The organism is Saccharospirillum mangrovi, assembly GCF_003367315.1.
Classification (GTDB): Bacteria; Pseudomonadota; Gammaproteobacteria; order Pseudomonadales; family Natronospirillaceae; genus Saccharospirillum; species Saccharospirillum mangrovi.
The window spans coordinates 2465310-2488167 of sequence record NZ_CP031415.1; the positions used below are offsets into that span (position 1 = coordinate 2465310).

Sequence of the window (22858 nt, forward strand, 5' to 3'; positions counted from 1 at the left end):
ATTTGACTTACCTTAATGTGCGTCGAAGGTTGGCGACTTGCCACAGGTCAATAGCAAGATCGAAACGCCCAATCTGATATACTGCCGCGCCGTTTCCACTGGATGACAAGGATCATCGCCATGCGCCTTTCCAACCTTTTATCAGGGCTTCTACTCTGTGCTGTAGCCGGTGTTGCCCACGCCGACCGCTTTGTGTTTACCGCCATTCCCGATCAGGACGAGCGCCGTCTGACCGAACGCTTCGGCCAGATTGCCGACTATTTACAGGCCGAACTCGGCGTCGAGGTTGAATACATTCCGGTGAAAAGTTACGAAGCAGCCGTGTCGGCGTTTCGCAACGATCAGGTGCAACTGGCCTGGTTTGGTGGTCTGACCGGCGTGCAGGCGCGGCGCCTGGTACCGGGCAGCCAGGCCATTGCGCAAGGCGCAGAAGACACCGCCTTTAAAAGTTATCTGATTGCACACACCAGCACCGGCCTGGCACCGATGACCGAACTGAATGATTCGCTGCGCGGTCTGAGTTTCACCTTCGGCTCCAAAGGCTCCACGTCCGGACGCCTGATGCCGGAATATTATTTGCGCAACGCCTTCGGTACCGCGCCGGAATCTGTTTTTGAACGCGTCGGTTTTTCCGGCGATCACTCGCGCACCATCGCGCTGGTGGAATCCGGCGCTTACCAAATCGGCGCATTGAATTACGCCGTTTGGGATGCCGAAGTCGCGGCCGGCAATGTCGACACCGACGCCGTTCAGGTGATTTGGGAAAGCCCGACTTACCCGGATTATCAATGGACCATTCGCGGCGATGTCGATGCCCGCTTTGGCGCCGGCTTCACCGAACGCGTGCAACAAGCGCTGCTGAACATGACCGACCCGACGCTGCTGGCCGCCTTCCCGCGCTCCGGTTTCGTACCGGCCACCAACGCCGATTACGCGCCGATTGAAGACACCGCCGTCAGCATCGGCCTGATGGACGCCCAGTGAATTCGACGCCGTTGTTCGCCATCGAACAAGCGGAGCTCGGCGTTGAGGGTCGCGTGATTTTGCGCGACCTCAAACTGCACATTGCCGCAGGCGAAACCGTGGCGCTGCTCGGTGAATCCGGCAGCGGCAAAACCACCTTGCTGCGCGCCCTGCGTCAGCAGCGTCCCGATCAGGTTGCCTGGTGTCCGCAGCAAACCGGGCTGGTGCCGTTGCTGTCGGTGTTTCACAACCTCTATATGGGCCGGCTGGATCGTTATTCGACGCTGTACAACCTGCGCAATTTAATCTGGCCGGCGCCGCAGCGGCGCGCAGAACTGACAACCCTGGCGCAACGATTGGGGTTGGATGGCCGGCTGTTGCAATCGGTCGATCGACTGTCGGGCGGGCAACAAAGCCGCGTTAATCTGGGCCGCGCTTTGTATCAACAACGGCCGGTGTTTATTGGCGACGAACCGGTGTCGGCGGTCGATGAACATCAGGCCGACGATCTGTTGCGGCTGATCATCGAACAACACGAAACTGTGGTGTTGGCGTTGCACAACATCGACCAGGCGTTGACGCACTGCACCCGCATCATCGGCTTGAAAGACGGCCGGATTATTCTCGATGCCCCGGCGGCGCAATTGCAGTCCGCCGACCTCGCCCACCTTTACCCCAGCGCTGCATGAACGACATCCGCCCGATCCGTTCCGCGCATGCCATGTTGCGCACCACCGGCTTGATCGTGCTGTTGGCAGCGCTGTGTTTGCCCTGGGCCGATTTCAGCATCGAAACACTGAACCCCGGCCACGAATTGGCGCAACTGGCGCTCGGTTTATTACAACCAACCTGGCCCGATAACCACACCCTGCTAACCGCCATGCTCAACACCCTCGCCTTCGCGTTCGAGGGCGTTGCCTTGGGTGCCGTGCTGGGTTTTGCGTTGGCGTTGGTGTATCGCTGGCGCGCCGTGCGCGTATTCGCTGCTTCCGTCCGCGCTGTGCACGAACTGTTTTGGGCGTTGTTGTTTATTCAATTATTCGGCCTCAGCACGCCCGCCGGTGTGCTCGCCATCGCCGTGCCTTACGCCGGTATTTTCGCCAAAGTCTATGGCGAATTATTCGAAGAAGTGGACCCGACACCGGGCCAGACTTTGCCGGAAAAAACATCAGTATTATCGCGGCTGTTGTTTACAACCTTGCCGCAGGCCTGGCCGAATTTGGCGGCCTATACGCGCTATCGACTGGAGTGCGGTTTGCGCTCGTCGGCGGTGCTGGGCTTTATCGGTTTGCCGACGCTGGGTTATCACCTGGAGTCGTTATTGCGGCAGGGTTTTTACGCCGAAGGCGCGGTGTATTTTTACGCCCTGCTGTTGTTGATCGCGACGTTGCCGCTGTGGTGCCGCCGTCGCGCCCTGCCGGTTTTTCTGATCGGTTCATTGTTCTGGCTGCCGCCAGTGACGACGATTAATCCGGCTTTAATGACGCGGTTTTTAACCCACGATATTGTGCCGGCGCCGTTGCGTAACGGTCACCCGGAAGAATTTATTCCCTGGTTACATCAGCTCTGGTCTGATCAGATTGCACCCGGCGTCGGCAACACCCTGGTGTTATCCATGCTGGCGCTGGTGTTGATGGGCGTGATTGGGTTGATCAGTTTTCCCGCCGTTTCCACGCTGTTTGGCAACCGCGTCAGTCGTCTGGCCGGGCACGGCGTATTGGTGGTGTTGCGCTCGTTGCCGGAATATCTGCTGGCCTTTATGGCGCTGATGTTATTAGGCCCGTCGATGCTGCCGGCGGTGCTGGCGCTGGGCTTGCACAACGGCGCCATCGTCGGGCATCTGGTTGGGCAATACAGCAACACACTGACGTTACGGCTCGATGCCGCCCGTGGTTTGAATAGATATTTCTTTGAAGTCTTGCCGCGTCAGTACCGGTTGTTTTTGGCGTTCACGCTGTACCGTTTTGAAACGGTGATTCGCGAAACCGCCATCCTTGGCATGCTCGGTATTCCGACGCTGGGCTTTTTTATCGACTCGGCGTTTTCCGAGTTTCGGTTTGATCGCGCTATGGTGTTGTTGATCGCAACCGCTTTGCTGAATATCGGCGTTGACGCCGCGGCGCGCTCGCTGCGTCAACGCCTGCATTTAAAACAGCAACTGGTGCTGTGTTAAAAAAACCGCCTTAGTTTTTCAACACATCGCGCCACGAATGTTGCGGTGCAAAACCCAACAATCGTTTGGCTTTGGCGTTGCTGTAAAAAGTTTCCCACTCGCCCATTTCGCGCTTGACCGGCACGCCGGAATAAAAGCGTTCAATTACTTCCGGGTTGCTGATGCCAACCGACAGATCGTCGTTGGATACGTTAAACACTTCGTAGCCTAAGCCATCGGTTTGCAAACAGCACTCCACCATCTGCCCCAAATCACGCGCGTCGATGTAGGCGAAAATATTGCGCCGACGCAGCTCAGGGTTCGTCATGTAAGCCGGAAAATTCTGCGCGTATTCGTGCGGTTCAATGACGTTGTTGATGCGCAAGCCGTAGATGTCGATGCCGCTGCGCGCCTGGAATGAACGAGCGGTGACTTCGTTGACGACTTTGCTCATGGCGTAGCTGTCTTGTGGCACGGTGGGGTGTTCTTCGTCGACCGGCAAATAGTCCGGTTGTTTTAAACCATCGGCAAAGCAGACGCCGTAGGTCGTCTCACTCGAGGCGAAAATAACTTTGCGAATGCCCAGCTTCGTAGCGGCGTCGAGCACGTTGTAGGTGCTCAATGTATTGATGCGGAAGGTTTCGTTGTCGGGCCGAAACAGAATGGCGGGAATGGCGGCAAAATGGACGATGGCGTCGTAACGCGGTACGCCAGTGCCGGGTTCCAGTTCGTCGAAATCGGCGTAGGCGCTACAGGCGTTGAACACCTGGCCGGCGTCGGTTAAATCGATCTTCAATGTTTTGATGCCGGGCACGTCGGAATCGGCCCAATCAAGATTGGTGATACGGTGGCCCTGATCGCGTAAATAGGCCGTGGCGTGACGTCCGGCCTTGCCGCTGCCGCCGGTAAACAGGATGCGCATGGGGTGTCCTCGTGTTGTTCGATTCAGTGACGGCGGCCATGCTAACAGAAAGCGGCGCGGTGCATTTTTCTTGTGTTTCCTATTGGAAACTTTTTGTTTGGAATGGCCGTCGCTTTGTTGCATCATCCGGCCCACTATTCAGCTCAACATTGCAGCTCGCCCACGGAGAACCCCATGACTGCCAGCCCGGACAATCTGAACACCACGCCTCTGACCGACCTGCACATTGAACTGGGCGCGCGCATGGTGCCGTTCGCCGGTTACTCCATGCCGGTGCAATATCCGTTGGGCGTTAAAGGTGAGCACTTGCACACCCGCGCCAAGGCGGGTTTGTTCGATGTGTCGCACATGGGGCAAGTGCGTTTAGCCGGTCCGAATGTGGCGGCTGCGTTGGAAGCGCTGGTGCCGGTCGATGTGATTGATCTGCCCGAAGGCCGCCAGCGTTATGCGTTATTCACCAACGAATCCGGCGGTATTCTCGACGATCTGATGATCACCAATCAGGGCGATGCGCTCTATCTGGTGGTGAACGCTGCCTGCAAAGCCGACGACATCGCGCATTTGCGCCGCCATCTGCCGGCCGACATCACGCTGACCGAATTAACCGACCGCGCTTTGATTGCGCTGCAAGGCCCGCTGGCGGTTGAGGTACTGGCGCGCTTGCAACCGGCGGTGCGCGATCTGGTGTTTATGGACAACCAGCAACTCGACATCGACGGTCAGCTCTGCTTTGTCTCACGCAGCGGCTACACCGGCGAAGACGGCGTTGAAATCTCCGTCCCGGCCGAAGCCGCTGAAGCACTGGTGCGCAAACTGCTGGCGGAGCCGGAAGTCGAAGCCATTGGCCTGGGCGCGCGCGATTCGCTGCGTCTGGAAGGCGGTTTGTGCCTGTACGGACACGACATCGACACCGGCACCACACCGGCCGAAGCCAGCCTGATCTGGGCGATTTCCAAAGCCCGTCGCAGCGACGGCGAACGCGCCGGTGGTTTCCCCGGTGCCGAGGTAATTCTGGGTCAGATCGATCGCAAAGACGCCGGCCGTAAACGCGTCGGCCTGATCGGCGAAGACCGCGCGCCGGTACGCGAAGGCACCGAACTGTTCAACGCCGACGGCCAGAAAATCGGCGTTGTCACCAGCGGCACCTTCGGCCCGAGCGTCGAAGCGCCGGTCGCCATGGGTTACGTCGATGCCGCTTACAGCGCACTCGACACCGCTGTGTTCGCCGAAGTGCGTGGCAAGCAACTGCCGATGACGGTCAGTAAAATGCCGTTCGTCACGCCCGGTTACGTGCGCGGCTGACGCTTAATCCGCGAACTTAATCCGCAAACAGGCCGTCGAACAGCCACAGCGTCACCGTCTCGCCCGGTTCCACCGGGCCGCGATCCTGTTCCAGCGCGATGTAGCAATTGGCTTCGGTCATCGAACCGAGAATGTGCGAAGCCTGCTGCGTTCGGCTAGACCGCACTTCCACCCCGTGTTCGGTTTGGCGCCAGACGCCGCGTTGGAAATCCATGCGGCCCGGCGTTTTGTGGAGCGCATCGGTGGTGACGGCGGTCAGTTGCGCCAGGGGTTGATCGGGCTGGCCTTGCAGACGCCGAATGGCGCGCGCGGCGACCAGATGAAAGGTCACCAGCGATGACACCGGGTTGCCCGGCAAACCAATGAACCAACTGCGATTCAGCCGACCAAAGGCCAGCGGCTTGCCGGGTTTAATCGCCAGTTTCCACAGTTCAATCTCGCCCAACTCGCCCAATACCTGACGGGTGTAATCCGCCTCGCCGACGCTAACGCCGCCGCTGGTGATGATCAGATCGCAGCTGGCATCGGCCTGTTGCAACACCTCGCGCAAGGCATCGGGGTCGTCCGCTACAACGCCGAAGTCGTGCACCTGAACGCCGAGCCGTTCCAGCAAGGCGTAGAGAGCGGGCCGGTTTGAATCGTACAGATCGCCAACGTTTAAGGCCTCTCCGGGCTGCCGCAGTTCATCGCCCGTTGCCAGCAACGCCACTTTCAAACGCGGCCGCACGCTGACCTCGGCGCAACCGACGCTCGCCAGCAGCGCCAGATCCTGCGGCCGGATGCGATGGCCTTCGGGCAGCAAACGATCGCCCACCCGGCAATCGTCACCGGCGTGACGGATGTTGTTGCCCTCTTCCGGCACTTTGTGAAACACCACACCGTCATCGCTGACCTCGGCTTCTTCCTGCATCACCACGGCATCACACCCGGCCGGCAAGACGGCACCCGTCATCACCCGGACGCAATAGCCCGGTTTCAGCGGTTCGGTATAGGGTTGACCGGCCAGCGAACGGCCCTGAATGGGCAGCGGCTTGTCGGCCAGAAGGTCGGCTCGGCGCAGGGCGTAGCCGTCCATCGCTGAATTGTCCCAGGCCGGAACCGGCGTTTCAGCGCGCACCGCCTTGGCGGTAATGCGGCCCAGGCTGTTGGTCAGCGCCACGGTTTCGCTGCCTTCTAGCGGCGTGATGCGCGTCAGTAACTGGTCCAGGCCGGCATCCAGCGGCTGCAGACCGGGTTTATCGGAACATCCCATACATCCGTCTCCCTCAAGCTCCCCCTCAGATCGCCCGCCATTTTGACCAATGGATCTGACACTGACCAGCCGATCCGCACGCCAGGTGCCCTGCTTTACCTTGGAGGATTTTCCTTAACCCCCTGTGCATCTGTAACGTTAATTATTATCATTTGGCTCCATTACACCCGGGCACCTGGATTCGTTGTTGCAGCATTGGCGCAATTGAACGCCCACCCAGACAGCCCAACACCGCCATTTGGACGTTATGAACAACCGCCTGTTGCCATCGAGTTTTCATGTTCGACCTGTCTGACACGCCCCTGAGCTGGCGCCGTCTCGCTCTGCCGTTTGCACTGCTGGTTGCCGTTGTCAGCCTGCACGCAGCGGTATTGGGCGCGCTGTATTTCGCCGGGCCGGAACCGCAACATCGTGCCAAACCGCCCACCATCAGCGGCGTGTTAATCGAAGCACCGCCCGCCGAAACCTTGCAGGCACCGACATCGGCCTCGGCACCGCCGCAACCGAAACCAGAACCGCCACCACCGGAGCCGGAACCCACGCCGACACCGGAACCCGAACCGATGCCGGAACCGGCGCCAGTGCCCGAGCCTAAGCCGGAACCCATACCGGAACCGGAACCCGAGCCGGAATCCGCTCCTGAACCTGAGCCGGAACTGGCTGAGTCTGCCCCGTCGGACATCATCAACGAGGCGCCGTTGGATTTGGACATGGAACCTGCCGACAGCGCCGGCGCGCCGATTGTCGAGCCGAATTCAGACGCCGCTTATCTCAACAACGCCAGACCGATCTATCCCAACCGTTCATTGCGCATGAAAGAAGAAGGGATAGTGACGTTGACCGTGTACGTTTACGCCGACGGCTCGGTGGGCGACATCACCCTGGCCGAATCCAGCGGTTCGCGCCGCCTGGATGCCGCCGCTATCGAGGCGGTCCGGCACTGGCGTTACGAACCGGCCAGACAGAACGGCGAACCGATTGATTACGTCTACGAACAGCACCTGCGTTTTAATCTGAATTGAACAGCCTAGGAGACAGATATGAACAACCCTTACGGCCTGGAAGCCTTATGGACCCAGGGCGACGCCATCATCAAGGGTGTGGCCGTTGTGCTGCTGCTGATGTCGATCGCCAGTTGGCTGGTGATCCTGGCGCGGGCGCTGCATTTGTGGCAATTGCGCCACCAGGCCAAGGCATTGAATGCCTTTTGGCAAGCGCACAATTTCGATGAAGGCCTGCAACGGTTGCAGCCGGAAAACGCGCAAAACCCCTATCGCTTGCTGGCCGAAACCGGCCGCGATGCACTGACTTATCACCGCACGCACGGCAACGATCTGAACGGCCAATTACCGCTGACCGAATGGTTGACCACCGCCATCGGCAGCGCGCTGGATGAAAGCCGTGAGCGGCTGCAACGCGGCCTGGCGATTCTGGCATCGGTCGGTTCCACCGCGCCGTTCGTCGGTTTGTTTGGCACCGTCTGGGGCATTTATCACGCTCTGGTTGGCATTGGCGTCTCGGGCCAGGCAAGCATCGATAAAGTCGCCGGCCCGGTCGGCGAAGCGCTGATCATGACGGCTTTTGGTCTGGCCGTGGCGATTCCGGCCGTGCTCGGTTACAACGCCATCACCCGTGGCAACAAGGGCGTATTGGGTCGGTTGGATCGGTTCGCGCGGCAGTTGCACGCCTACCTGATTACCGGCACACCGACGGTTAACCCAACCGACAAAGGAGCGCGTTGAGATGGCCTTTGGCGGCAGCAATCACGACGACGAGGTAATGAGCGAAATCAACATGACGCCGCTGGTCGACGTCATGCTGGTGCTGCTGATCATCTTCATCATCACCGTGCCGGTGATCACCCACTCGGTGAATCTGGATTTGCCCGAGGCCGACAACACACCAACCGAACCGACGCCCGACACCATCACCATTGCCGTTGGCGCCCAAGGCCAATTGCACTGGAACAGCACAGCGGTGAGTTTCGAGGAATTGGAAAGCCGCCTGGCGAACGCCGCGGCGAGTCAGCCGCAGCCGCCGATTCATCTGCGCGGCGACCGCGCCGTGCCATACGAATACGTCGCCAAGACGATGGCGGCAGTGCAACGGGCCGGCATTCAATCGCTCGGTTTTATCACCGAGCCGGGTTCTTAACGCAGCACGAAACGCTTAGAAAAACAGTCCGGTCTCAAGCCGGGCTTCTTCGCTCATCATGTGTTGTTGCCAGGGCGGATCAAACACCAGCGCGACCTGGGTGTTTTGCACAAACGGCACCCGACCGACGCGGAATTTCACGTCGCCAACCAGCACGTCGCCCATGCCGCAGCCGGGCGCGGTGAGCGTCATTTCAACCGCGACCGTCTTGGTGTCCTGATCGATCTCCAGCTTGTAGACCAAACCCAGATTGACGATATCGACCGGAATTTCCGGGTCGAACACCGTCGACAGTGCCTGCCAGACTTGCTCTTCGCTGATGCGGCCATCGGCCGGCGGTTCGAACGTCAGGCCGCTGGGTTCCAGCCCGAGCGCATCGGCATCGCTGCCGTCGACGCGCACCAGATTGCCGCCGTACATCAAGGTATAACTGCCGCCCAGCGACTGCGTAATGCGCACCTCAGCGCCTTCCGGCAAAGTCGTCGGCGCACCGGATGGCACCTGCCGCGCGGCGCAGTCGCGTTGCAGAATGCGGGTGTCGCCCGCGCTGCCCGGCGTTTTGGCGTGCGGCGCTTTGATCGTTAACCGCTGGCCGCGTTCGTCTTCCTGCAAGCCCATTTCGAGGTCTTTCAAAAACGGCAGACTGGCTTTTTCCAGGTACAGCACCAAGCCTTCGCCGACGTCGAGACGCGTATCGGTTGGCTGTTCCTCGCCGGGGCGGCAATAGGCCAGACAGGTTTCCGCCCGCGGTGTGCCGGGGTCGCTGACAAAAAGCCGGGCGGCCATGCCGTCCACCTTCTGGCGCGCCAGCAACTGGATCAAAAAATCGCGCGCGGCGGTGGAAATGTTCAGGCTGGATTCCATGCGGACCTCGATTCGGCAGGGCATATTCGTGGCGCTAAACCTGAGTGCAATGGTCAAGTATTTCAAGGCCGAACGCGCGGAAAGCCCGTGTTAATATGCCGCCATGACCGACGCCCTCATCGACCGCGTACGGGCGTGCCGTCTGTGCGCCGACCACCTGCCCGAATCGCCACGCCCCATCCTTCAGTTTGATCGCCGCGCCCGCCTGCTGATTGCCGGCCAGGCGCCGGGCATTCGCGCGCATCAGGCCGGTGTGCCGTTCCAGGATGCCAGCGGCAACCGGCTGCGCGACTGGCTCGGTTTGGACAACGACACCTTTTACGACCCGGCGCAAATCGCCATTATCCCGATGGGTTTCTGCTACCCCGGCCACGCCGCCAGCGGCGATGCGCCACCGCGACCGGAATGCGCACCGGCGTGGAGAAACGCCTTGCTGGCGCAATTGTCACAGCTGCAACTGACGTTAATCATCGGCCGCCACGCGCTCGACTGGCATTGGCCCGAGGCGGCCGATTTAACCAGCGCCGTGCGCGCCGGTCTGAACGAAAAACGCCAGGCGCTGCCCCACCCCAGCCCGCGCAACAACGGCTGGCTGAAACGGCATCCCTGGTTTGAAACCGACACTCTGCCGTCGCTGCGCGCGGCGGTCGCTCAGGCTTTAGGAGGCCAACGAAGATGACCAAAAAACTGTGTTTGATTACCGGCGGTTCACGCGGTCTGGGCGCGGAACTGGTGACGCAATATCTGGCCGACGGCTGGACGGTGCGCGAATTCTCCCGCTCCGGTTCGGGCGAGACTCACATTGCGGCCGATTTCAGCCGTCGCGAAAACGCCATCGATACCATCGACGCCCAGTTTCGTGCGTTCGCCGCGCAAGACTGGACTGAGATCGTGCTGATCATCAACGCCGCGCAAATCGGTCCCATCGGACCGCTGTCGGCGAGTGTGCCGCGCGATTGGTGGCAAAGTCTGGATGTGAATTTAACGCTGAACATTTCCGCCATCGGTTTGTTCCAACAACATTTTCAAACCATGGCGGCACGCAAAGTGGTCGCCGTTATTTCCTCCGGCGCGGCGCAAGCGGGCATGGGTGGCTGGGGTTTGTATTGCCTGGCGAAATCCGGCTTGGAACGTCTGGCTGAAGCCATGGCCGAAGAACAGCAAAACCAGCCGCAACCGATACAGACGTTGAACATCAGCCCGGGTTTGATCGACACCGACATGCAAGCGCAAATTCGCGCCGCCGATACCGATCAGTTTGCCGATGTCGAACAATTTCGCAGTTACAAAGACAGCGGCCAATTGGTCGCGCCCGCACGCGTCGCCGGTGCCGTTCGTCAATTAATTGCCGGGCCATTTCGCAGCGGAGAATTAAAAACGGTGCGCGAGGTGTTGTCGTGACAATTGACATCAGCACCGATAAAAGCCGCCTCGACATCGATGTTATTCACGGCTTTTTAGCGCAGTCGTATTGGAGCCCGGGCATCACGCGCGACAAAGTGGAACTCGCCATCGAACATTCGCTGTGCTGGGGTTTGTATTGCGACGGCCAACAATTGGGTTTCGCCCGCGTGTTAAGCGATCAGGTGCATTTCGCCTATCTGGCCGATGTGTTTATCGTGCCCGAGGCGCAAGGCGAAGGGCTGGGAAAAATGCTGGTGGAAACAATTCTGGCTGACCCGCGGCTGCAAAATCTGCGGCGTTTTATGCTGGCAACCCGAACGGCCGCCAGCCTGTATCAACGTTACGGTTTTGAGCCGGTAACCGAGCCCAATTTTTTGATGGCGCGCGTCGCTCAGCCTTCCGGCCAGGCCTCAACGTCGTCTTGATACACCCAACGTTTTTTGTGCTGCGCGAAACGCGAAATGTCATGCAATTCCTGCTCAACGCCGTTGTCATCGCGATAGCGCGCACGAAATTCGACGAAGCCTTTTTTAAATCCGGTTTTGGCGCGCAGCACTTCTAAACCAAGCCAGACGGTTCCTTCCAGATCGCCCGCTTGCAGATCCGGTCGTGTGGTCGGGTGCCAGCTGTTCAGCAAATAATTCAGGTCTTTGCGCACAAAGGCGGTGTAACGACTGCGCATCAAAGTTTCGCAATCAGGCACCGTCGCGCCTTGCTCCAGATAGCGGCCGCAGCATTGCAAATAATCGGCCGGACGACCGCATGGACAAGCGCTCATACACTCTTCCTTTTTTGATTTTTTTATTCGGGTTTATTGCACCGAACGTGCGGAATTAATTAAGCCACCGATGGCCCGCGCCAGCGTTTCCGAGCGGTTCGGATGGCGCAATACTTTCATCACCAAACCCGATAAACCCGGCTGCAACGCCAGGCCCTGAACGACGCGATTAAAGCCATCCTGATCGGCCAGATGCGCCAGACGATCCAGCGCCACCAGGCTCAATTCTGTGTCATCGAGCAAGTGCGGATGACGGCTCAAAATAGCCAGCACAACGTCCAACGAATCGCTTTGCCGATTCAGCACACGACTGATAAAAGCGCGCACCAGACCGACGGCATCGCTTTGCGACAGCGCACGCAACGCCGCAGCATCCAGCGCCGCGTCCGCTTGTCGGTCGGCCATCGCCATAATCGCCTCGGCCAATGTCAGGTTCGGTTGCTGATGTTCGAGCAATTGCAAAATTTGCTGACGCGGCTCAATGGGCAACAGCGGCAAGCGATTGGCGAGGCGTTTTTGTTCGGCATCGTTGGCCGCTTCCAACACCTCGGCGATGCCTTGCAATCCCAGTTGTTGCCAACTCATGGGATCGGCGTCGCTCAGACAATAATCGCGCGCCGCCGCATAAAACTGACTGACCGGCGCGCCGAGAATGCGGCCAGCCCGCGCATGCAAGGCGGCCATTTTGGCGTCGTCGGGTTTGAATTGATACGGATGATCGGTGAGCAAACGCTGGCGCTCGGTTTCGTCGGCCGTTGCCAGCGCTTTCATAAATCGATTGAGTACGTCGGTGGCAATCGGCGCGGGCAAGGCCGCCTGTTCGTCCAACGGCAATTTCATAAACCAGATGGCGTGTTGCTCGCGGTTGTCCGGGTGCCACAACAGCAACACCAGCCAGGCGTGATTCATATGCGGATAGGGATAGGCGCCGCCGCGATCAAAGCGCTGCCAATCGTCGCGCGAAACACGACGCAACTGGCTGCCCAAATCAAACACCCGATAACGGGCACCGCTGTGTTCTAAAAATTCGCCAAGGCTGGTGGGGTTCTGCATAACGGTCTGATTGCGGTAAAAAAACGGCGACGATTTTACACCCTTGGCGGCTTGCCTGACAGATCGGCCAACAGCGACTAGAATGCAGCGCGGACCCATTATGCCGTGGAGACACAGTGGCGAACCTTGCATCCTTGTTGGACACCCTGGAAACCGAATTGCGTCGGCTGAGTTTGTGGAGCGATGTACCACCCAGCCCCGAAGCCCTGGCCAGCACCGCGCCGTTCGCGGTCGATCAGCTGACACTGCCGCAATGGTTGCAATGGATCTATATTCAGCGGCTGCGGGCGTTGCTTGATGCCGACAGACCACTGCCGCACGGCGCGCTCGTCAAACCCTATGCCGATCAGTATTTTGATCAGCAACCGCAGCTGGCCGCTCAGAAGTTGCTCGAAGTGATTGATCGGATTGATGCGTTTCTCGGCCGCCCGGCCCAATACGCCCAGGGCGCCTGACAACGTTCAGATGTATTCCGCCAGGCGCACGCCTTCTTTGATCGGGTCCAGCGCCCGGCGGATGCCGTCCTGACATCCCGGTGTCGATAAATCCAGCACCCGCAAGGCAATGGATTGCTGGGTTTTGCGGTTGTGGAACAGACGCACCGTCGGCGTCATCTGATCGTGCTCGTTGATTTCAATCACCACGCCCATCAAACCGCTGCGCATTTCCACCAGCGAGCCAACCGGGAAAATCCCCATGCACTGGATAAAAATATCGACCAGCTTGCGGTCGAGGTGATGGTCACTCCATTCCAGTAATTTTTTCATTGCCGCCGTCGGCGGAATGCCACGGTGGTAGACACGGTCGGCGGTGATGGCGTCATAAACATCGACGATGGCCGTCATGCGGCCGTACTCGCTGATCTGTTCGCCCTTGAGGCCCATCGGGTAACCGCTGCCATCCATTTTTTCGTGATGCTGAGCCGCCACTTGAATGGTTAATTCAGAGACGCCTTCGGTCTGCTCCAGAATTTCTTTGCTGTACAGCGCATGCCGTTTGATGATTTCAAATTCTTCGTCGTTGAGCCGGTCCGGCTTGTGCAGCACGTTGTCGGGAATCATCGTTTTGCCGATGTCGTGCAACAGCGCCCCAACCATAATCTGGTGCAGCACGTCGTAGGGTAATTTTCGATAGCGGCCGTACACCGACATCAATACCGACAGATTCACCGAGTGCTCCATCAGGTACGAATCCTTGTGGCGAATCCGGCCCAGACAGGTCAAGGCGTTGTGGTTGCGGAACACCGATTCGAGCAAGCCTTCCGCCACTTCATTGACCGAACCCATGTCGATGGAACGGCCCAGTTTGACGTCTTTCATCAGGGTGTTGATCAGCGTCTTGGCTTCGCCGTGCAGCGCATCGGCGTGTTCGCGTTCGATAGCCAATTCCACTTGCGGTCGGTTGTACGGCGTTTGCTCGCCGACTTTCATCAGCTCGGCGTGGTTCTCGCGGTCAACGTCTTCCAATGGAATGCCATCGGGCGAATCAATGCCTTTGACGGTATCGATGTAGAGTTCCTGAACGCCCAGTTTGCGGATTTTTTCGATAACAGCATCAGAGCCAATCTTGCCCTGTCGGCTGTAGTTGTAGTGCGGAATCCAATCGGTATTCATGTCGGAGATGTACATTCCGACTTTGAGACTATTAATAGGAATACGCTTAATCATGCTAGACCTTAGGTCGGGAATTCCATTTTCCGATTCAGTCTAGACGAAAAAAAACGGCCCGCTAGGCCGCTTTTTCAAGAATTTCCATTCAGTTTCTCAGACCTTCCGTGTCCAGGTTTCTTTCAGGCCGATGGTCTTGTTAAACACCAGCCGGCCGTCGCCGCCATCCTGGCGATCGAGCACAAAATAGCCTTCGCGCTCAAACTGAAACGCCGCTTCCGCCGGCGCTTGCGCCAGGCTCGGCTCGACGATGCAACCGGTCAGCACCGACAGCGAATCCGGGTTGATGTGCTGCATGAAATCGTCGCCGCCGCGATCCGGGGTTTCGACATTGAACAGCCGGTCGTACAACCGGACCTCGGCCGACAAGCCTTCGCTGGCCGACACCCAATGAATCACACCGCGCGGGCGGATGTTTTCCGGGGCGTCTTCACCGACGGTGCCTTCAATGGCGGTGGCGCGAATTTCGATGATCTCACCATTGGCGTCTTTCACCACTTCGTCGGCCTGAATGATATAGGCGTTGCGCAAGCGCACCCATTCACCCAGCACCAGGCGCTTGAATTTTTTGCGCGACAGGCTGGCGTCTTCGTTGAAGTCGGAACGGTCGATGTAGATTTCCCGCGTGAATGGCAGTTGACGTTCGCCCAGGTCGCTGCGGTTCGGGTGGCCCGGCACGGTGAACACTTCGCGATGGTTATCCGGCAGGTTGGTCAGCACCACTTTCAACGGATCCAGCACCGCCATAACGCGCGGGGCGTTGTCGTTCAGGTCTTCACGAATGGCGTGATCGAGCATGCCCAAATCGACTACACCGCCGGCACGGCTGGTGCCAACCATGTCGGCAAAGTGACGCAAGGCCGCCGGCGTAATGCCACGGCGACGCATACCGCTGATGGTCGGCATGCGCGGATCGTCCCAACCGTTGACGACGTTTTCATCAACCAATCGCTTCAGTTTGCGCTTGGACGTCACGGTGTAATTCACGTTCAGGCGCGCAAATTCGTACTGATGCGGCACCGCCGGCACCGGCAGTTTGCTGATGAACCAGTCGTACAACGGGCGGTGATCTTCAAATTCCAAGGTGCAGATAGAGTGCGTCACACCTTCGATGGCGTCGGACTGGCCGTGCGCAAAATCGTAGCTCGGGTAGATGCACCAGGTGTCGCCAGTCTGGTGATGCGCCTTGCGACGAATGCGATACAACACCGGGTCGCGCAGGTTCATGTTCGGCGACGCCATGTCGATTTTGGCGCGCAGCGATTTGGCGCCATCGTCGAATTCGCCGTTTTTCATGCGCTCGAACAGATCGAGGTTTTCCTCGACGCTGCGGTCGCGGTACGGGCTGTTGCGGCCGGGCTCAGTCAAAGTGCCACGGTATTCGCGCGCTTCTTCGCCACTCAGATCGCAAACATAGGCATCGCCGTTTTTGATCAGCAGCACCGCCCAGTCGTACAACTGGCCGAAATAATTCGAGGTGTATTTGGCATCGCCCGCCCATTTGAAACCGAGCCATTCGATGTCGGCTTTAATGGAGTCGATGTATTCCTGTTCTTCTTTTTCCGGGTTGGTGTCGTCGAATCGCAAATTGCAGACGCCGCCGAACTGCTCGGCCAGACCGAAGTTAACGCAGATGGATTTAGCGTGGCCGATGTGCAGGTAGCCGTTCGGCTCCGGCGGAAAGCGGGTCACGATTTTATCGTGTTTACCCGCGGCCAGGTCGTCTTCGATCAGGGTGGCGAGAAAATTGGACGGTTTGTCACTCATTAGGGTGCGAACTCCGATAGCGCTCGGCAGGAGAATGGGGTTTGCCAAACCGGCGATTATACCGGTTTGGGCCGCGCTGAGTAGGGGCGCTCATCGCTCAAGGTTGCGCTGCGGCCACCAACGCCATACTGTACATCCATCCATAGCTTTGCATTGCCCGCCATGCGTCTGTTTATCGCCGAAAAACCCAGCCTTGGCCGCGCCATCGCCGCCGCTCTCACTGGCTCTCGCCGTTCCGAAGACGGCTGCATTCGCGTTGGCAACGATGTTGTTACCTGGTGCATCGGCCATTTGCTGGAGCAAGCCGAACCCGACGCCTACGACCCGGCCTTCAAGCGCTGGGCGTTCGACACCCTGCCGATTCTGCCCGACCAATGGCAATACCAGGCCAAACGCCAGACCGCCAAACAACTGGCCGTGGTGCGCAAACTCATTAAAGAAGCCGACCAGTTAGTGCACGCGGGCGACCCGGATCGCGAAGGCCAGTTGCTGGTCGATGAAGTGCTGCATTATGTGAAGGTGCCGAAGGCAAAACTCGACGCCACCCAACGTTGCCTGATCAACGATTTAACACCCGCCGCCGTTAAGCGCGCGCTCGCCAAACTGCAACCAAATCGCGACTTCCAACCGCTGTCGATTTCCGCGCTGGCACGCGCCCGTGCCGATTGGTTGTACGGCATTAATTTAACCCGCGCTGTCACCTTGGGCGGTCGCGAAGCGGGTTATCAGGGCGTGTTGTCGATTGGCCGGGTGCAGACGCCGGTGCTGGGTTTGGTGGTGGAACGCGACCGCAACATCGACGCCTTTGTCAGCCGACCCTACTTCGACGTCTGGGCGCAACTGCGCAGCGCAAGCGGCGCGACGTTCTGGGCGCAATGGCAACCCAGCGAAGCCTGCGCCGACTGGCTCGATGACGACGGCCACAATTTATCCCGGCCGCTGGCCGAGCACGTCGTCAAAACCGTGCACGATCAGGACGGCGACATCAGCGACGCCGAACACAAAACCACCCAACAAAACGCACCGCTGCCACCGAGTTTGTCGAGCCTGCAAATGGAAGCCAACAAGGTGTTTGGTTTCAGTGCGCAGCGGGTGCTCGATCTGGCGCAAAGCCTGTACGAAAAACATCAGGCCATCACTTACCCGCGCTCCGACTGCCGTTACTTGCCGAACGAACACCATGCGCAGGCTGCCGATGTCAGCGCTGCCATTCGCGCCAGCATGACGGCCAGCAACGACGACCGACTCAACGCCGCCTGGCCGGAATTAAACCTGGCTCAACGCAGCCGCGCCTGGAACGATGCCAACGTCGGCGCGCACCACGCCATCATTCCCACCGCCAAAACCGCGCGCGGACTGAGCGACGACGAAGCCAAAATTTATTATCTGGTCAGCCGGTCGTATCTGGCGCAATTTCTGCCCGCCTGGCAACGCCGCGAACAAAAGCTGGATGTCCGGCTCGCTGGCGGTCTGTTTCGGGCCAAGGCCAAGCAAACTATTTCGGCCGGTTGGAAGGCGCTGTTTCCAGGCAAAGAAACGAATGAAGAATCAACGCTGCCCGAACTGAAGGTTGGCGATGTTGTGCACTGCGACAACGCCGAAGTGCGCGAAAAACAAACCCAACCGCCGAAACCGTTTACCGAAGCCACACTGCTGGCCGCCATGACCGGCATCGCGCGTTTCGTCGCCGACAGCGAACTGAAAAAAGTGCTCAAGGAAACCGACGGCCTGGGCACCGAAGCAACCCGCGCCAGCATTCTGGAGGTGTTGTTCAAGCGCGGCTTTTTGACCCGCCAGGGCAAGGCCGTGCGCTCAACCGAGGCCGGCCGCGCATTGATCAACGCCCTGCCCGTCAGCCTGACGCAGCCTGACCGGACGGCGCGCTGGGAATCCATTTTGGGCGACATCGCTGCCGGCCAATCGCGCTATGAAACGCTGATGCAACCGCTGGTCAGCGAACTGCACACCCTGATCGACGGCTTGCGCCAATGGCGGCCGGCCGGTTTGGCCGGGCTGGGCAAGCCGGTACGGCGCACCCGCGCTACCAAAGGCCGCAGCCGTGCGAAAAAACCACACCGCACCAAGGCGTGAAGCGCCCGCTGCAACGGAGTAGACTGCCGGGCACTCGATCACAACGACTCGCTTACAACGACTCAACAACAACGGCTCAGGAGACGTCATGACTCACGCCATTCGCATCCATAAAAACGGCGGCCCGGAAGTCTTTCAATGGGAAAGCATCGAGGTCGGCGACCCCGCGCCCGGCGAAGTGCGCATCCGCCAGACCGCCATCGGCCTGAACTACATCGACGTCTATTTCCGCACCGGCCTGTACCCGACCCACTTCCCCGCCATTCTCGGCCAGGAAGCGGCTGGCGTGGTCGAAGCCGTCGGTGCGGGCGTCACTCAGCTTAAAGAAGGCGACCGCGTTGCCTATCCGATGAACCCCGGTGCTTACACCGAAGCCCGGTTGATCGCGGCCGATAAATTGCTGAAATTGCCCGACAACATTGCCGACCAGACCGCCGCTGCCATGATGCTCAAAGGCCTGACAGCGCACTATTTATTGCATCGCACTTACCCGGTAAAAGCCGGCGATGCCATTCTGGTGTACGCCGCCGCCGGTGGCGTCGGCCAGATTCTGACGCAGTGGGCCAAGCGCCTGGGCGCGACCGTTATCGGCTGCGTCGGTTCCGCCGACAAAGCCGAATTGGCCAAAGCCGCCGGTGCCGATCACGTCATTAATTACAGCGTCGAAAACATCGCCGAACGCGCGCGTGAACTGACCGGCGGCGAAGGCGTCGCGGCCGCTTACGATTCCATCGGCAAGGCGACTTTTGAAGATTCATTGAACGCACTGCGCCCGTTTGGCGTGTTGGCGTCGTACGGCAACGCCACCGGCCCGGTCGATCCGTTCAGCCCGGCGATTCTGGCACCCAAAGGATCGCTGTACGTGACCCGGCCGACGCTGGCAACGCACATCAGCACCCGCGCATTGCTCGAAGACGGCGCCGAACGGTTGTTCGACATCGTCGGCCGTGGCGAAGTGAATATTCACATCAATCAGACCTACGCATTGAAAGATGTCGCTCAGGCGCATCGTGATCTTGAAGCGAGAAAAACCACAGGCTCAACTGTGTTGCTGCCGTAATTTTTCCGATAAAAAAGCCCCCGCCGAATCGCGTCGGCGGGGGCTTTTTTTTATCGGAAATGAACGGGATAGACACAATCCCAGCAATTAAATACACCCCGTCATCCCGGCCTTGAGCCGGTTGGGCCGGCACACCGGATCTCTAGTGGGAAACCGAGTAAAGCGATTAGCAACCAACTAACCGTTTACAGCTAATCGTTGGTTTAGGTGCCCCGCTAGAGATCCGGTGTGCCGGCCCAACCGGCTCAAGGCCGGGATGACAGAGTTTTTCTGGGTGCCAGCTATTTTTTTACTTAGCTACCTCGAAGAACTTTTAAAAGCTCCATACAACCTTAATTCAACCGCTGCCAACCGTCGGTCAATTCCCGCAACGTCGACTCAGCATCGGCTTTGGTAAAGCCCATTTGCGGAATGAAATCGATCAACTGTGGAATCGGGAAACCGAGCGCAATGCCGTACATCGGATGCTCAGTTTTGAAACCCAGACGATCAAAAATCGGCTGCATGATGACGGCAGTGCGGCTGTCGTTTAACCAGTCGGCAACGGTGTCGCTCAGGTTCGGCAACAAGCGCACTTCGGTGTCGGATTCGACATCAACCCACAAGGTTGCGCGGATGTCGCGCGACGACACACCAAGGCGCAATTCAAAGCGGCCGGACTCTTCGGCAAAACGGCCCAGGTGCGGCACGAAATAAGCGAAGGCATGTTCATCCAGATCAATGTCCACGCGCTGCTCGGCACCGGCTTCCAGATACACCTTGGCGAAGCCTTTCAGCTCATGAAACGGCCGGCGATAAGTGCTGGTTTCATCGTGAATGTACAGCTGTACCACTTCGGCACCGGCACGGTCGCCGATGTTTTTAACGCTCACGCTAACGCGGCGTTGGTCGGCATCGAAAGCCACATCCGACAGTGTGAAACGGCTGTAACTCAAGCCGTGGCCGAACGGATATTGCACCGGTAACTCTTTGGTGTCGTAGTAGCGATAGCCGGTGAAAATACCCTCGCTGTAGGCAACGGTTTCTTTGGTGCCGGGAAAGGTTTCGTAAGTCGGATTGTGTTCCAACTGAACCGGGAAACTCTCGCTCAATTTCCCCGACGGATTGGTTTCACCGAACAGCACACGCGCCAAGGCTTCACCGCCGCCTTCGCCAGGCAGCCAGGTGTGCAACAGCGCTGGCACAACGGCTTCAAATTGACGCGTCTCCACGGCAGAACCGGCGTGAATCACCACCACCAGATTTTTATTGGCGGCGGCAACGGCGTTGATCAGGTCAATATGATCCGGCGCCAGTTTCATGTCGGCGCGGTCGAAGCCTTCGCTTTCCATCGCATCGGTGGTGCCGGTCAGCAACACCACAGCGTCGGCTTCGTGGGCCAGTGCGACGGCTTCGTTTTTCTGCGCCGCGCTGACTGTCATCTCGGTGTAACCGGGTGCGAAATCGATTTCGGCGCGCGTGTCGATCGCCTTCAACGCCTTGCTCAAAGTACGAGCAGTCATGTGCGAACTGCCGCCGCCCTGGAAGCGCGGGTTTTTGGCAAAATCGCCGATCACGGCCAGACGCTGGCTGCTGCTCAGCGGCAAAACATCGCCATCGTTTTTCAACAACACCGCACTTTCGGCGGCCAGTTGCACGGCGATTTCGTGGTTGGCTGACCAGTCCGGTTGAACGTCGCGACGGTTGTCGAGACAACGGTTAATCAGTTCCAGAACGCGCAGCGCGTGTTCATCCAGAATGCTCTCGCTCAGCTCGCCACTGTTCAGCGCATTGAGCAATTGCTGGTCGCGTTCAGCCGGCCCCGGCATTTCCAGATCGAGACCGTTCAGGTGCGATGCCACCTTGTCTTTCACCGCCACCCAGTCGGACATCACCAGGCCTTCGTAGCCGAGCTGGTCGCGCAAAATGCGTTGCAGTAAATCCGGCGACTGACAAGCGTGCGGGCCATTCACGCCGTTGTATGCGCCCATCACCGTCCAGGGGTTGGCTTCGCGAATCGCCTTGGCGAATGGCTCGACGTACAACTCCTGCAAGGTGCGTTCGTCGATTTCTGCGTTAACCAGAAAGCGGCGGGTTTCCTGTTCGTTGCCAGCAAAATGTTTCACACAGGCGCCGACGCCCCGGCTTTGCAGGCCGTCTACAAAAGCCGATGCCATGGCGCCGGTCAAAAACGGATCTTCAGAAAAATATTCAAAATTGCGACCGCCGAGCGGCGTGCGCTTACCGTTCAAACCCGGACCGAGCAAGACCGACACGCCCAACGCCTGGCATTCATCGCCAATGGCAGCAGCGGCCTGACGCATCAAGTCGGTATTCCAGCTCGCGCCCATGGCCGCTTCGACGGGAAAAACAGTGGCCGGCGACGCACTGCCATCGAGCGTAGAAGACGTGCTCAGTCGCACACCGTGCGGGCCGTCGGTCAGGGTGATGGGCGGAATATCGAGCCGTTCGATGCCGTGCAGATGCCAGGCATCCAGACCACACAACAATTGGACTTTTTCTTCGCGCGTCAACTGCGCCAACGTGGCTTTTGGATCAAACACTGGAGGATTCCAAGAATAAATTCGGCGCGGATTGTAACGGGTTTCAGCCACGCTCGACAGGCCGAATGGGGCAACGTTCATGTTCAGCCAAACTGATCAAGTCGCTCAGTTATTTTGCCGAACAGTAACTTGAGGCCAACGACCTAGCCCCCATCAACGGCTTTTATCGCCCACCTTTGGAGCCATTCATGACTGCTTTCCCAAAACGCTGGCCGGTTGAAAACCCGGACGTCCTGCAACTCTATTCAATGGCCACGCCCAACGGTCAGAAAATCGGCATCATGCTCGAAGAAATCGGGCTGCCGTACGAAGCTCACACCGTCAACATCATCAAGAACGAACAGTTCGATGAAGACTATTTGCAACTCAACCCGAACAACAAGATTCCGTCCATCATCGATCCCAATGGCCCGAACGGTGAACCGCTGCATTTAATGGAAACCGGCGCCATTCTGATTTATCTCGCAGAAAAGTCCGGGAAGTTTTTACCGACTGATCCGGCGCGTCGCCTGGAAACCCTGCAATGGTTGTTCTTCCAGACTGCACACGTCGGCCCGATGCTCGGCCAGTTCGGTCACTTCTATAAATTCGCCGCCGATAAGAGCGACGACTATTCCAAAGAACGATTCATTACCGAATGCCGCCGCATTCTCGGCGTGCTCGACAAACGCCTGGAAGGTCGTGACTGGATTATGGGCGATGAACTGACCATTGCCGATTTCGCCATCGGCCCTTGGATCAAGTGCATTGATTTTTACGAAGGTCACGGCGTATTGAAGACGGCGGAATTCAAAAACGTTATGGCGTATTGCGAACGCCTGTACGCCCGTCCAAACGTTAAAACCGGCGCCGCCGTCTGCGCGCTTGGTTGATGCCATCCGGGCTG

At 58.7% G+C, this 22858-nt stretch carries 22 protein-coding genes; 14 read left to right on the forward strand and 8 right to left on the reverse strand.

Translation table 11 applies throughout. From position 1 onward, the window contains the following. The first annotated feature begins 120 nt into the window (after nt 1–120). Genes DW349_RS11840 through DW349_RS11850 form a run of 3 tightly spaced genes read left to right on the forward strand, consistent with a single transcriptional unit; the run spans nt 121 to nt 3136 of the window. Nucleotides 121–984: a putative selenate ABC transporter substrate-binding protein gene (locus tag DW349_RS11840; protein ID WP_108125123.1), complete on the forward strand. Its 864-nt coding sequence runs from the start codon at nt 121–123 to the stop codon at nt 982–984. Continuing rightward, entirely contained in the window at nt 981–1652 is a 672-nt protein-coding gene (locus tag DW349_RS11845; RefSeq protein WP_108125122.1) for an ATP-binding cassette domain-containing protein, read from the forward strand. The genes DW349_RS11840 and DW349_RS11845 overlap by 4 nt, the downstream gene beginning before the upstream one ends. Next, nucleotides 1649–3136 carry a PhnE/PtxC family ABC transporter permease gene (locus DW349_RS11850; protein WP_198650455.1) on the forward strand — a complete coding sequence of 496 codons (1488 nt, stop codon included), beginning with the start codon at nt 1649–1651 and terminating at the stop codon, nt 3134–3136. The genes DW349_RS11845 and DW349_RS11850 overlap by 4 nt, the downstream gene beginning before the upstream one ends. Nucleotides 3137–3146: 10 nt before the next feature. Here the strand turns inward: DW349_RS11850 and DW349_RS11855 are convergent, their stop codons facing one another. Further along, nucleotides 3147–4037, reverse strand: a complete 891-nt coding sequence (locus tag DW349_RS11855) for an NAD-dependent epimerase/dehydratase family protein (RefSeq protein ID WP_108125121.1) — start codon at nt 4035–4037, stop codon at nt 3147–3149. Between the two features lie 174 nt (nt 4038–4211). Between DW349_RS11855 and gcvT the strand changes: the two genes are divergently transcribed. Beyond that, nucleotides 4212–5339: a glycine cleavage system aminomethyltransferase GcvT gene (gcvT, locus tag DW349_RS11860; protein ID WP_108125120.1), complete on the forward strand. Its 1128-nt coding sequence runs from the start codon at nt 4212–4214 to the stop codon at nt 5337–5339. A 16-nt stretch (nt 5340–5355) separates the two neighbouring features. Here the strand turns inward: gcvT and moeA are convergent, their stop codons facing one another. Further along, on the reverse strand, nt 5356–6591 hold the full coding sequence (gene moeA, locus DW349_RS11865; protein WP_108125119.1) for a molybdopterin molybdotransferase MoeA: 1236 nt from the start codon (nt 6589–6591) through the stop codon (nt 5356–5358). Between the two features lie 278 nt (nt 6592–6869). On the opposite strand from moeA, the gene DW349_RS11870 reads away from it, so the two are divergent. Genes DW349_RS11870 through DW349_RS11880 form a run of 3 tightly spaced genes read left to right on the forward strand, consistent with a single transcriptional unit; the run spans nt 6870 to nt 8745 of the window. After that, nucleotides 6870–7613, forward strand: a complete 744-nt coding sequence (locus DW349_RS11870) for an energy transducer TonB (protein ID WP_108125118.1) — start codon at nt 6870–6872, stop codon at nt 7611–7613. Nucleotides 7614–7631: 18 nt separating this feature from the next. Next, the gene (locus DW349_RS17630) at nt 7632–8333 is read left to right on the forward strand and encodes a MotA/TolQ/ExbB proton channel family protein (protein WP_108125117.1); all 702 of its coding nucleotides are present in this window, start codon (nt 7632–7634) and stop codon (nt 8331–8333) included. A gap of 1 nt (nt 8334) precedes the next feature. Beyond that, nucleotides 8335–8745, forward strand: coding sequence for an ExbD/TolR family protein (locus DW349_RS11880; protein WP_108125116.1), 411 nt, complete (start codon nt 8335–8337; stop codon nt 8743–8745). 15 nt (nt 8746–8760) lie between these two features. Here DW349_RS11880 and sufT read toward each other — a convergent pair whose 3' ends face one another. Next, nucleotides 8761–9609: a putative Fe-S cluster assembly protein SufT gene (gene sufT, locus DW349_RS17650; protein ID WP_108125115.1), complete on the reverse strand. Its 849-nt coding sequence runs from the start codon at nt 9607–9609 to the stop codon at nt 8761–8763. 103 nt (nt 9610–9712) lie between these two features. Between sufT and DW349_RS11890 the strand changes: the two genes are divergently transcribed. From DW349_RS11890 to DW349_RS11900, 3 genes are read left to right on the forward strand one after another with little or no spacing between them, the layout of a single operon-like run. After that, nucleotides 9713–10288 carry a uracil-DNA glycosylase family protein gene (locus tag DW349_RS11890; protein WP_108125114.1) on the forward strand — a complete coding sequence of 192 codons (576 nt, stop codon included), beginning with the start codon at nt 9713–9715 and terminating at the stop codon, nt 10286–10288. After that, nucleotides 10285–11010 carry an SDR family NAD(P)-dependent oxidoreductase gene (locus tag DW349_RS11895; protein ID WP_108125113.1) on the forward strand — a complete coding sequence of 242 codons (726 nt, stop codon included), beginning with the start codon at nt 10285–10287 and terminating at the stop codon, nt 11008–11010. The genes DW349_RS11890 and DW349_RS11895 overlap by 4 nt, the downstream gene beginning before the upstream one ends. Further along, nucleotides 11007–11438, forward strand: a complete 432-nt coding sequence (locus DW349_RS11900; protein ID WP_108125112.1) for a GNAT family N-acetyltransferase — start codon at nt 11007–11009, stop codon at nt 11436–11438. Before DW349_RS11895 ends, DW349_RS11900 begins: the two co-directional genes overlap by 4 nt. Here the strand turns inward: DW349_RS11900 and DW349_RS11905 are convergent. Both DW349_RS11905 and DW349_RS11910 read right to left on the reverse strand, forming a co-directional pair. Beyond that, the gene (locus DW349_RS11905; RefSeq protein WP_108125111.1) at nt 11405–11791 is read right to left on the reverse strand and encodes a YchJ family protein; all 387 of its coding nucleotides are present in this window, start codon (nt 11789–11791) and stop codon (nt 11405–11407) included. The genes DW349_RS11900 and DW349_RS11905 overlap by 34 nt on opposite strands. 33 nt (nt 11792–11824) lie before the next feature. Beyond that, the gene (locus tag DW349_RS11910) at nt 11825–12844 is read right to left on the reverse strand and encodes a DUF3549 family protein (RefSeq protein WP_157954310.1); all 1020 of its coding nucleotides are present in this window, start codon (nt 12842–12844) and stop codon (nt 11825–11827) included. A 116-nt stretch (nt 12845–12960) separates the two neighbouring features. On the opposite strand from DW349_RS11910, the gene DW349_RS11915 reads away from it, so the two are divergent. Then, the gene (locus tag DW349_RS11915) at nt 12961–13299 is read left to right on the forward strand and encodes a YqcC family protein (protein ID WP_108125320.1); all 339 of its coding nucleotides are present in this window, start codon (nt 12961–12963) and stop codon (nt 13297–13299) included. Nucleotides 13300–13305: 6 nt separating this feature from the next. Here DW349_RS11915 and DW349_RS11920 read toward each other — a convergent pair whose 3' ends face one another. Further along, the gene (locus tag DW349_RS11920) at nt 13306–14511 is read right to left on the reverse strand and encodes an HD-GYP domain-containing protein (protein ID WP_108125109.1); all 1206 of its coding nucleotides are present in this window, start codon (nt 14509–14511) and stop codon (nt 13306–13308) included. 96 nt (nt 14512–14607) lie between these two features. After that, on the reverse strand, nt 14608–16278 hold the full coding sequence (locus DW349_RS11925) for a glutamine--tRNA ligase/YqeY domain fusion protein (protein WP_108125108.1): 1671 nt from the start codon (nt 16276–16278) through the stop codon (nt 14608–14610). A gap of 162 nt (nt 16279–16440) precedes the next feature. On the opposite strand from DW349_RS11925, the gene DW349_RS11930 reads away from it, so the two are divergent. Both DW349_RS11930 and DW349_RS11935 read left to right on the forward strand, forming a co-directional pair. After that, nucleotides 16441–18369, forward strand: coding sequence for a DNA topoisomerase III (locus tag DW349_RS11930; RefSeq protein WP_108125107.1), 1929 nt, complete (start codon nt 16441–16443; stop codon nt 18367–18369). An 88-nt stretch (nt 18370–18457) separates the two neighbouring features. After that, nucleotides 18458–19429 carry a quinone oxidoreductase family protein gene (locus DW349_RS11935; protein ID WP_108125106.1) on the forward strand — a complete coding sequence of 324 codons (972 nt, stop codon included), beginning with the start codon at nt 18458–18460 and terminating at the stop codon, nt 19427–19429. Between the two features lie 332 nt (nt 19430–19761). On the opposite strand, the gene DW349_RS11940 is transcribed toward DW349_RS11935, so the two are convergent. Further along, nucleotides 19762–21972 (reverse strand): beta-glucosidase, encoded by a 2211-nt coding sequence (locus DW349_RS11940; RefSeq protein WP_162824638.1) that lies wholly within the window; start codon nt 21970–21972, stop codon nt 19762–19764. 188 nt (nt 21973–22160) lie between these two features. On the opposite strand from DW349_RS11940, the gene DW349_RS11945 reads away from it, so the two are divergent. Continuing rightward, a complete protein-coding gene (locus DW349_RS11945; RefSeq protein WP_108125104.1) occupies nt 22161–22844 on the forward strand; it encodes a glutathione binding-like protein in 684 nt (227 codons plus the stop codon). The last annotated feature ends 14 nt before the right edge of the window (nt 22845–22858 follow it).